The sequence below is a fragment of the Pseudobutyrivibrio ruminis genome, assembly GCF_015057245.1.
GTDB lineage: Bacteria > Bacillota > Clostridia > Lachnospirales > Lachnospiraceae > Pseudobutyrivibrio > Pseudobutyrivibrio ruminis_E.
Map to the genome: position 1 here is coordinate 40,524 of NZ_SVET01000012.1, position 10,172 is coordinate 50,695.

Here is a 10,172-nt window from a genome sequence, read left to right on the forward strand (position 1 = left end):
ACTAGTGCGACAAGAGCGCAAGCGTGTCTGCGAATGTGTCTAGTATATTTAAAGCGTATTATTTAGAGTGCCTCGTGGCAAGTACGTGCAATAACGTCGAGCTGCTGCTCTTTTGTTAAGTCGATGAACTTAACAGCGTATCCAGATACACGGATTGTGAAGTTAGCGTACTCTGGCTTCTCTGGATGCTCCATAGCATCGATAAGCTTTTCTTTGCCGAATACGTTAACGTTGAGGTGATGAGCACCCTGATCAAAGTATCCGTCAAGTACGTTAACAAGGTTGTTAACACGCTCTTCCTCTGAGTGTCCGAGGGCACCTGGGTTGATTGTCTGTGTATTAGAGATTCCGTCAAGTGCTTCTTCATATGGAAGCTTAGCAACTGAGTTAAGTGAAGCAACAAGACCGTTCTTCTCTGCGCCATATGCTGGGTTTGCGCCTGGTGAAAGTGGCTCGCCTGCTGGTCTTCCGTCTGGAAGAGCACCTGTTGCCTTACCGTATACAACGTTTGATGTAATTGTAAGGATAGATGTTGTAGGCTCTGAATCTCTGTATGTGTGGATATGACGAAGCTTTGTCATGAATGTTCTAAGAAGCCATACAGCAATCTCATCAGCTCTGTCATCATCGTTACCATAACGTGGGAAGTCTCCCTCGATTTCGAAATCCTTTGTGATTCCGTCCTCATCACGGATAGCCTTAACCTTTGCATACTTGATAGCTGAAAGTGAATCTACACAGTGTGAGAATCCAGCGATACCTGTAGCAAATGAACGACGTACGTGTGTATCAATAAGGGCCATCTGGCAAACTTCATAGTAATACTTATCATGCATGTAGTGAATCATGTTGAGTGCTCCAACATACATGTGAGCTAACCAATCCATCATCTGATCAAACTTGTGCATAACCTCGTCGTAATCAAGGTACTCAGATGTGATAGGTGTGTACTCAGGACCAACCTGATCATGTGACTTCTCATCAACACCACCGTTGATAGCGTAAAGAAGACACTTAGCAAGGTTTGCACGAGCACCGAAGAACTGAAGCTCCTTACCTGTTTCTGTAGCAGATACACAGCAGCAGATTGAGTAATCATCGCCCCATGTAACTCTCATAACATCATCGTTCTCGTACTGGATAGAAGATGTGTTTACAGAAATCTTTGCAGCGTACTTCTTGAAGCTTTCAGGAAGACGGCTAGAGTACATAACTGTAAGGTTTGGCTCTGGTGAAGGACCCATGTTCTCAAGTGTGTGAAGGAATCTGTAGCAAGTCTTTGTAACCTGGTGACGTCCATCAAGACCAATACCACCAACTTCAAGTGTAGCCCATACTGGGTCACCTGAGAATAACTGGTTGTAAGACTCGATACGAGCAAACTTAACCATACGGCACTTCATTGTGAAGTGATCTATGATTTCCTGTGCCTCAGACTCTGTGATAATACCGTTTGCAAGGTCACGTGTCATGTAGATATCAAGGAATGTAGAAACACGTCCTACTGACATAGCAGCACCGTTCTGAGTCTTGATAGCTGCAAGGTAACCGAAGTATAACCACTGAGCAGCTTCCTTAGCGTTTGCAGCTGGCTTAGAAATATCAAAGCCGTAAGAAGCAGCCATTTCCTTCATGCCCTTAAGAGCGTTAATCTGGTCTGTGATTTCCTCGCGAAGCTGGAAGTCATAACGTCTCATACCCTGACGATTTGTGTTAGCGAAGTCAATCTGCTTCTTTTCGATAAGGTAATCGATACCGTAAAGAGCAACTCTTCTGTAATCGCCTACGATACGACCACGGCCGTATGTATCAGGAAGACCTGTAAGAATTTTATTGTGACGAGCTTTCATAATCTCTGGTGTGTAGATATCGAAAACTCCCTGATTGTGTGTCTTGTGATAAACAGTAAAGATTTCGTGAAGCTTCTCGCTTGGCTCATAACCGTACATTCTGCAAGACTGCTCAGCCATTTTAATACCACCGTATGGCATGAAAGCTCTCTTAAGAGGCTTGTCTGTCTGAAGACCAACGATCTTTTCAAGATCCTTTGTATCTTCTGAGATGTAACCTGGGCCATAAGAAGTAAGAGATGAAACAATTTCTGTTTCCATGTCTAAAACGCCGCCCTTAGCACGCTCAGCTGCCTGAAGTTCCTGAAGCTTACCCCAAAGTGTGTTAGTAGCATCTGTAGGACCTGCTAAGAAAGACTCATCTCCATCATAAGGAGTGTAGTTGTTCTGGATGAAGTCACGTACGTCAACGTTATCTTTCCAAACGCGACCGACGAAACCATTCCATTGTGCGAAATCATGATTTGCCATTGATTTGTTTCCCTTTCTGTTTATAAAAATATAAAAATTTATAGTTCTGTTTGTAAGCTAGGTGGAAGCCTTACAAACGCCGGCTAGTGGGGTTATATTAGCCACAATTTGGACAGTTAGTTGCGTCTAACAATCTAGCCTCTAATAATATACCATAGGAGTGACAAAAAATTCACAATGTATTAAAATAAAAACATTTTTGAGTGTATTTCTGCAAAAACAAATTGCGTGTGATTTATTATTTATGGCTTTTGTATAGTAGAGATTTTTTTGGTACAATGAATTCACATTAATTTACAAAGTTTGGAGATAAATTTGGCTACAAATAATACAAGTACAAAAAACAAAGTAAAAGGGCCTAGTCAGACTGCTCCTGCAGGATACAAAGGCAAGAATCAAGCATTCCTTGATGCGGAATATCTTAGTGCGAGATATAAAAAGAGTTCCATCGAGGATGTTATTTCTGTGGGCGTAATTATTACAAACCCAGCCCATGAGGAGCTTGATAGATTCTACTCAACAGTTCAGCTAAGACCTGGCCATAAATTACCGCCGCTTATTACTGAGCTCACTGGTCTTACCAATGAAGATTTAGAGGATGCTCCAGCTTACGAGGATGTTATGACTGAGCTTATCACTCGCATTCGTAAGTTTCAGGTTGGAAAAATCTGCGTTTGGGGCGGAGATAAAAACAGCTTTCAAAGAGACTATGAATCTAGAAATCTGGAAAAGCCACTTAAGCGAAGCGTTGCAAAGTTTATCAGCACTTTTGACAATATTCAAAAAGAAGTCAGCTTGGATGTTACTGGAGGCTTAGATGCAAATCTTTCCCTTGCAGACATGAAAACAATTTGTGGGCTTGGTGGTCACGTAGAGCATAACGCTCTTGCAGATGCTGAAGACATGCTTAACTGCATCAGAATCATCGAGCAGGATCAGATGAAGTACGATGGAGTACGAGCTGCTGAATATAAAAAGTTCAGAGGCGAATATGTTAAAAATAGAAGCTTTGGGGATGTGGAAGAGGATGATGAGCTAATCATCGATTCTAAGATAGGTACTGATTTCTTGGAAGAATTAAAGCGTAAAGGCTTCCACGAGAATCCAAAGACAAAAGCTTTTATGGATGATTTAGGATTCTTACTCGGTCAGGGAAATGTATATATGGGTACTTTCTCTGAGATGATGGAAGAAAAGTCTAAGGAGATATAAAATGGGAAAACAAAAGTGGAAAGCAGGTAATATGATTTATCCACTTCCAGCTGTAATGATTACATGCCGAGATAAAGAAGGGAATGATAATGTGTTTACTGTTGCATGGACAGGAACAGTATGTACCAATCCGCCTATGGCATACATTTCAGTTAGGCCTAGCAGATACTCATACAATATGATAAAAGAGACAGGTGAATTTGTAATCAACTTGACTACAGAGGAGCTTGCTTTTGCTACAGATTTCTGTGGTGTCAAAAGTGGTAGGGATGTAGATAAGTTCGAAGCTTGCGGCCTTCACAAGGAAATGGCTGATGAAGTCAATGTTCCTATGCTAGTTGAATCGCCAGTCAACATCGAGTGTAGGGTGAGAGAAGCACATGAATATGGTAGCCATACTATGTTTGTTGCAGATGTTCTTGCTGTCCATGCAGATGAGAAATATATGAATGAAACAGGAAAGTTTCAATTGGAAGAATCAGAGCCATTGGCATATTGCCATGGCACTTATTTTGGCCTTACAAAACCAAAGGGTACCTTTGGTTACTCTATAAAAAAGAAAGAAGGAAAGAAAAAATGAACAAGACAGTAAAAGGACTATTTGAATTTATAGAGGAGAGCCCATCTCAGTTTCACGTTGTGGCAAACGAGAGACAGAGATTTTTAGATGCTGGTTTCGTAGAGTTAAACGAAGCTAAAGAGTGGAAAATCGAGCTTGGTAAGAACTATTTCGTTACAAGAAACGGTTCATCAATTCTTGCATTTAGAATGCCTAAGGATTCGCTTAAGAGCTTCATGATTATGGCTTCACACAGCGATTCACCAACATTCAGAATCAAAGAGCAGCCAGAAATGAAAGAGGGCCACTATGTAAAGCTTAACACAGAAAAGTACGGCGGAATGCTTATGGCTCCTTGGTTTGACAGACCACTTTCAATCGCTGGTCGTGTAATTGTTAGAAGTAAAAATGGTATCGAGACAAAGCTTATAGATTTCGATAGAGATCTTTGCATGCTTCCTTCACTTGCAATCCACATGAACAGAGAAGCAAACGATGGTTACAAATACAATCCACAGAAGGATTTACTTCCACTTGTATCTATGGATGAAAACTTCAATCTTAAGAAGCTTGTTGCAGCAGAGCTTTCAGTTAAGGAAGAGGAAATCCTAGGTTCTGATTTATTCCTATACAACAGAGAGCCAGGTAAGGTTTGGGGTGCAGACGAAGAATTTATTTCTATCAGAAGACTTGATGACCTTCAGTGCTCATACAGCTCAATGATGGGACTTCTTGGAGCTAAGAATTCAAACACAGCAGCTCAGATTCACGTAACATTTGATAATGAAGAAGTAGGAAGTGGTACAAAGCAGGGTGCTGATTCTACATTCTTATATGATACTTTGGTTCGCATTAACGAAGCCATGGGTGGCAATAACTCAAGCCTTCTCACAGCAATTGCAAATTCATTTATGGTTTCTGCAGACAATGCTCATGCGCTACATCCAAACTATGCAGAAAAGAGTGACCCAACAAACAAGGTTTATATGAATGAAGGCGTTGTAATCAAGTTCAATGCAAATCAGAAATACATGACAGATGGTTTGGCATTTGGAATTTTCACAGAAATGTGCAACAAGGCAAAAGTACCATATCAGACATTTGTAAACCGTTCGGATGTAGCTGGTGGTTCTACACTTGGCAACATTTCAAACGCTCATGTTTCAATCAATGGTGTTGATATCGGATTAGCTCAGCTTGCTATGCATTCTCCATATGAGACAGCAGGTGTGAAAGATACCGAATATTTGCTTAAAATTGCTACGAAATTTTACGAAACTGTCATTGAAAATGTTTCGGGCTCAGATTATAATTTTGATTAATTTTGAAGGCTTTGACACACTTATATTGACACTTGGGGGAAAATGAGATGAAATTCAGACCATGCATTGACATTCACAACGGTAAGGTAAAGCAAATTGTTGGTTCAACTATTTCAGATTTGGGGAAAGCAGATGGTCAGCCGAAGGAGAATTTTGTAGCGGATAAAGGTGCAGCTTATTTTGCGAACCTTTACAAGTCAGATGATCTTAGAGGCGGACACATCATCAATCTGAATATGAAAGGCACACCAGAGTATGAGGCTTCAAAGGAAGAAGCTATGGAAGCTCTTAGAGCATATCCTGGTGGAATGCAGTATGGTGGCGGAGTAGATGATAAAAACGCTAGAGATTTTATATCTGCTGGGGCCAGCCATGTTATTGTTACTTCTTTTGTTTTTAACGATGGAAGAGTCGATTACGATGCTTTGAAGCGCATATCAGAGGTCGTTGGAAGAGAGCATTTGGTTCTGGATTTATCTTGTACCAGAATAGATGATAAATATGTCATTGTTACAGACAGATGGCAGAAGGTTTCCAAGGAGATTATCACATACAATTTCCTTGATAGACTTGCATACTATTGCGATGAGTTTTTGATTCATGCAGCAGATGTGGAGGGAAGACAGAGCGGTATTGATAGGGATTTAGTTGGTTTTTTATCAGGTTACAAGCGTGTTCCAATTACATATGCAGGTGGAGTATCAGATTACGGAGATATAGAACTCATTAGCTATCTATCTGATAATAATATGGATTTCACTGTAGGCTCATGCCTGGATTTATTCGGAGGAGATTTATCCTACGAAAGAATAGTGAAACGAATTGTAACTAGGTAATAAGGCAACAAAGGAAGGTACACATGTTTAAAGTAAACACAAATTTCCAAAAACTCCCAGGCAGCTATCTATTCTCTACAATCGCAAAAAAAGTAGCTGCATATCAAGAAGCTAATCCAAATGCAGATATTATCAGACTTGGTATTGGCGATGTAACACAACCAATTGCACCAGCTATGATTAACGCACTTCACAGTGCAGTTGATGAAATGGGAGACGCTAAAACCTTCCATGGTTATGCTCCAGATTTAGGATATTCATTCCTACGTGAGGCCATTGCAAAGAATGATTATCAAAGCAGAGGCTGTGATATTTCAGCAGATGAAGTTTTTGTTTCGGATGGAGCAAAATCAGATTCAGCTGATATTCAGGAATTATTTGCAGCAGATGTTAAAATCGCAGTTTGCGATCCTGTTTACCCAGTATATGTAGATTCAAATGTTATGGCAGGTCGCTGTGGTACATACGATGCCACTCTTGGTAAGTGGTCAGATCTTATCTACATGCCAACAACAGCTGAGAACAATTTCGTTCCAGAATTTCCAAAGGAGACATCAGATGTAATCTATCTATGTCTTCCAAACAACCCTACAGGAACTACTCTTACAAAGAGCCAGCTTCAGCTTTGGGTTGACTATGCAAACAAAAACAAATGTCTCATCATTTTTGATGCAGCATACGAAGCATATATTTCAGAGGAAGATGTTCCTCATTCTATTTATGAATGTACTGGTGCAAAGACTTGCGCTATCGAGATTCATTCATTCTCAAAGAATGCTGGCTTCACTGGCGTTCGTTTGGGATACACAGTAGTGCCAAAGGATCTTGTTTATGATGGTGTGTCACTTCACGGTATGTGGGCTCGTCGTCACGGTACAAAGTTCAACGGGGCACCTTACATCATCCAAAGAGCAGGAGAGGCAGTTTACTCTGCAGAAGGTCAGGCTCAGATTAAGCAGCAGGTTGGCTTCTACATGAACAATGCCAAGACAATCTACACTGGTCTTAAGGATGCTGGATATCAGGTATATGGTGGAGTTAATGCTCCTTATATTTGGTTAAAGACACCTGACAACATGACATCATGGGATTTCTTTGATTATCTTCTTGAGAATGTTCAAATCGTTGGAACACCAGGTGCTGGCTTTGGACCATCAGGTGAGGGCTACTTTAGACTTACTGCTTTTGGTTCAGCTGAAAATACAGTTAGAGCTATTGAGCGAATCAAAAACTTATAAATATGGTTAATACTAAGTATGAACTAATAATTAAAGACATAAAAAAGGCAATCAATTCCGGAAAATATGGGGTGGATGAGAAAATAGCTTCGGAAAATGAGCTGGCTGCAAAGTATGGTGTTAGTAGACAAACGGTACGAAAAGCCATAGGACAGCTTATTTCTGAAGGCTATCTTTATGCACGTCATGGAAGCGGAACCTTTGTTGCACGTCCCAAAACAAAAAGAGGCCACAGCAAAAATATTGCTGTGGTTTCGACTTACATGTCGGATTATATTTTCCCGAGAGTTATTCAGGGTATCAATCAGGTTCTGGATGAAAACGGATATAGTATCCTTCTTAAAACCACCAACAATTCCCGTAAGGGTGAGGCTTGGTGTATGGAAGAGCTTTTGTCTAAAAACATTGACGGCATGATTATTGAACCTAGCCAAAGTGCTATCAGCTGCCAGCATCAGGTCTTGTACGAGCAAATGGATGCAATGGGAATCCCTTATGTATTTATTCAGGGCTGTTACGAGGCTATGATGGATCGGCCTTATGTAATGCTTGACGATGTGGAAGGCGGCAAGCTTATCACAGAGCATTTGCTTGGTTTAGGGCATCGACAGATTGCAGGCATTTTTAAAGCAGATGATACACAGGGCATTCTTCGACACAAGGGGTATGTAAAAGCATTGGCTTCTGCAGGCGTTGCCTATGATCCTGATTTGGTTGTGTGGTATCACACAAAGGACAAAACTACAAAGCCTATGGAAGGGCTTCTCAGGATTTTTGAAAACGGAATTCCATGTCATGGAGTAGTTTGCTACAACGATGAAATCGCAGCAGATGTAATAAAGGGCTTGACCAATATAGGCAGAAATGTTCCTCATGATATTTCGGTGACAGGGTTTGACAACTCTCTGCTTGCACACAGCAAAGGTATCACCACAATTGCTCATCCTCAGGAGGAATTAGGCAAGAAAGCAGCCCAGACATTATTGGGGCTTATCGATGGAAGTATCTCGAAAAAAGAAGCTCACATATTATTGGAGCCAAAAGTAATAGAAAGAAAATCTTGTTTTTAAGCAGTAAAAAAGACGCCGGCGGGGCGTCTTTTTTAAAAAGGGAGAATAATGTTATGAAAAAAATGGTTCATCGCTTCTGTCTTGCGATGTAATTATAATACAATCAATTTCTGAAGGAACAATGGAAAATATGTGAATAAAGAATGCAAAATAAAAATAGTATTTGTGAATTGCTAACCGATGGTGTGAAATAATAGAAATATGTTAATGCATGTAACTAAATACGCTACAAACAAATAGCTGGTACCATCGTACCAGCTTTAATAAAAACACCAAATACATTAAATTAACTCATACGCGCACATCTATCATGGTGCCGGAAGTGGGATAGACCAAGCTCTCTAGTGAAGGAGTATTCATACTCATACTTTCTGCTAGCGCCTGACCCTGTCCTTCTACAAGATCTAATGTCTTACCGAGCATAGCAGTCCCCACTGCTGACATTAACTGATTTTGACTTAGGCTCATAGAAATTTCGGCTATATCCATATGGCGCCTCCCCTAAAAAAGACTGAATCTTTTTCATTTCTATTTAAGTGTATCATTTGCTATATTTTATTTGGTGTCAAATTGTGACTAATATGTGAACAAACTGTGAATTATGCAGAAGTGTGAGAAATAAGTGTAGTTTTTATGTGCACTGTAGAAAAATGAAAAAAGAATAATTATAATAAACGTAGTTATAATTAGAGGGGAAACATGGCTATACTAAAAATCAATTTGAACGATCCTTTGATGAAAGCAATCAAAGCAGTTAACTCTATTGGCGGTAAATCGCTTACCCAGGAGGACCTTAAAAAGCAAAGATCTTCCATGGAATTGGCAAGTAAGCTTGCCACTCCAAACGATGGGTTTACTGTGGAAAGCTTTATTGCAGAGGGTGTTTCTTGTGAGTGGGTTAAACCGGATTTGGCCCATAATCCTAACTACATAATTTTATATGCGCATGGCGGTGGATATACTTGCGGCGGTTTAGGTTATGCAAGGATTCTTGCAGCAAAATTAGCTATATCCACAGGCTTTTCTGTAGTCTCGTTCGAGTATAGACTCGCCCCTGAAAACAAATATCCAGCTGCTTTGGATGATGGAATGGTTGTATGGAATCATCTTGTGCAGCAGGGCTATGGAGCAAAACAGATTCTTCTTGCAGGAGATTCAGCAGGAGGAAATCTTGTATTGTGTATGACACAAAAGCTTATAGAAGAAGGTCGAATTGGGCCTAAGGCAATGTTGTTGTTTAGCCCATGGACAGATATGACAGCTACATCTTCATCCTATGAATCCTGCAAAGATAAGGATCCAATCCTTACAAAGGATTATGTGGAGGGAGTGAGAGATGCCTATATAGGTGTGAAGGCAGACAAAGCCGATGCAAAATACAGTCCGTTATATGGAGAGTTCAAGGATTTTCCACCAACTCTTATTATGGTTGGCAAAAATGAAATCCTTTATGAAGACAGTGCACAACTTTCTAAAAAAATCCATAAAGCAGGCAGTCAAGTGACACTTGATACAGAAAAAGATGGATGGCATGTATATCAGCAGATGCCATTGCCTATGGCTGGGAGAGCTATGAAGCGCCTATCACGGTTCGTCACGAATGTAATCTATTAG

At 40.4% G+C, this 10,172-nt stretch carries 9 protein-coding genes; 7 read left to right on the plus strand and 2 right to left on the minus strand.

The annotated features are described in order from the left end of the window. Window positions 1-62 precede the first annotated feature (62 nt). Complete coding sequence (pflB, locus tag E7274_RS10490; RefSeq protein WP_304175799.1) at window positions 63-2,321, minus strand: formate C-acetyltransferase; 2,259 nt, start codon at window positions 2,319-2,321, stop codon at window positions 63-65. A 315-nt stretch (window positions 2,322-2,636) separates the two neighbouring features. On the opposite strand from pflB, the gene E7274_RS10495 reads away from it, so the two are divergent. The 6 genes from E7274_RS10495 to E7274_RS10520 are packed head-to-tail and all read left to right on the plus strand — an operon-like array spanning window position 2,637 to window position 8,558. Beyond that, window positions 2,637-3,533: an exonuclease domain-containing protein gene (locus E7274_RS10495; protein ID WP_044937141.1), complete on the plus strand. Its 897-nt coding sequence runs from the start codon at window positions 2,637-2,639 to the stop codon at window positions 3,531-3,533. Between the two features lies 1 nt (window position 3,534). Further along, window positions 3,535-4,113 (plus strand): flavin reductase family protein, encoded by a 579-nt coding sequence (locus E7274_RS10500; protein WP_044937144.1) that lies wholly within the window; start codon window positions 3,535-3,537, stop codon window positions 4,111-4,113. Continuing rightward, window positions 4,110-5,414: a M18 family aminopeptidase gene (locus E7274_RS10505; protein WP_090479319.1), complete on the plus strand. Its 1,305-nt coding sequence runs from the start codon at window positions 4,110-4,112 to the stop codon at window positions 5,412-5,414. Before E7274_RS10500 ends, E7274_RS10505 begins: the two co-directional genes overlap by 4 nt. Window positions 5,415-5,461: 47 nt before the next feature. Continuing rightward, the gene (hisA, locus tag E7274_RS10510; protein WP_090394272.1) at window positions 5,462-6,250 is read left to right on the plus strand and encodes a phosphoribosylformimino-5-aminoimidazole carboxamide ribotide isomerase; all 789 of its coding nucleotides are present in this window, start codon (window positions 5,462-5,464) and stop codon (window positions 6,248-6,250) included. A gap of 23 nt (window positions 6,251-6,273) precedes the next feature. Further along, complete coding sequence (locus E7274_RS10515; RefSeq protein ID WP_304175801.1) at window positions 6,274-7,488, plus strand: LL-diaminopimelate aminotransferase; 1,215 nt, start codon at window positions 6,274-6,276, stop codon at window positions 7,486-7,488. 2 nt (window positions 7,489-7,490) lie between these two features. After that, window positions 7,491-8,558: a GntR family transcriptional regulator gene (locus E7274_RS10520; RefSeq protein WP_097076192.1), complete on the plus strand. Its 1,068-nt coding sequence runs from the start codon at window positions 7,491-7,493 to the stop codon at window positions 8,556-8,558. Between the two features lie 291 nt (window positions 8,559-8,849). Here E7274_RS10520 and E7274_RS10525 read toward each other — a convergent pair whose 3' ends face one another. Beyond that, a complete protein-coding gene (locus E7274_RS10525) occupies window positions 8,850-9,047 on the minus strand; it encodes a YjfB family protein (protein WP_304175803.1) in 198 nt (65 codons plus the stop codon). A gap of 210 nt (window positions 9,048-9,257) precedes the next feature. On the opposite strand from E7274_RS10525, the gene E7274_RS10530 reads away from it, so the two are divergent. Beyond that, entirely contained in the window at window positions 9,258-10,172 is a 915-nt protein-coding gene (locus E7274_RS10530; protein ID WP_304175805.1) for an alpha/beta hydrolase, read from the plus strand.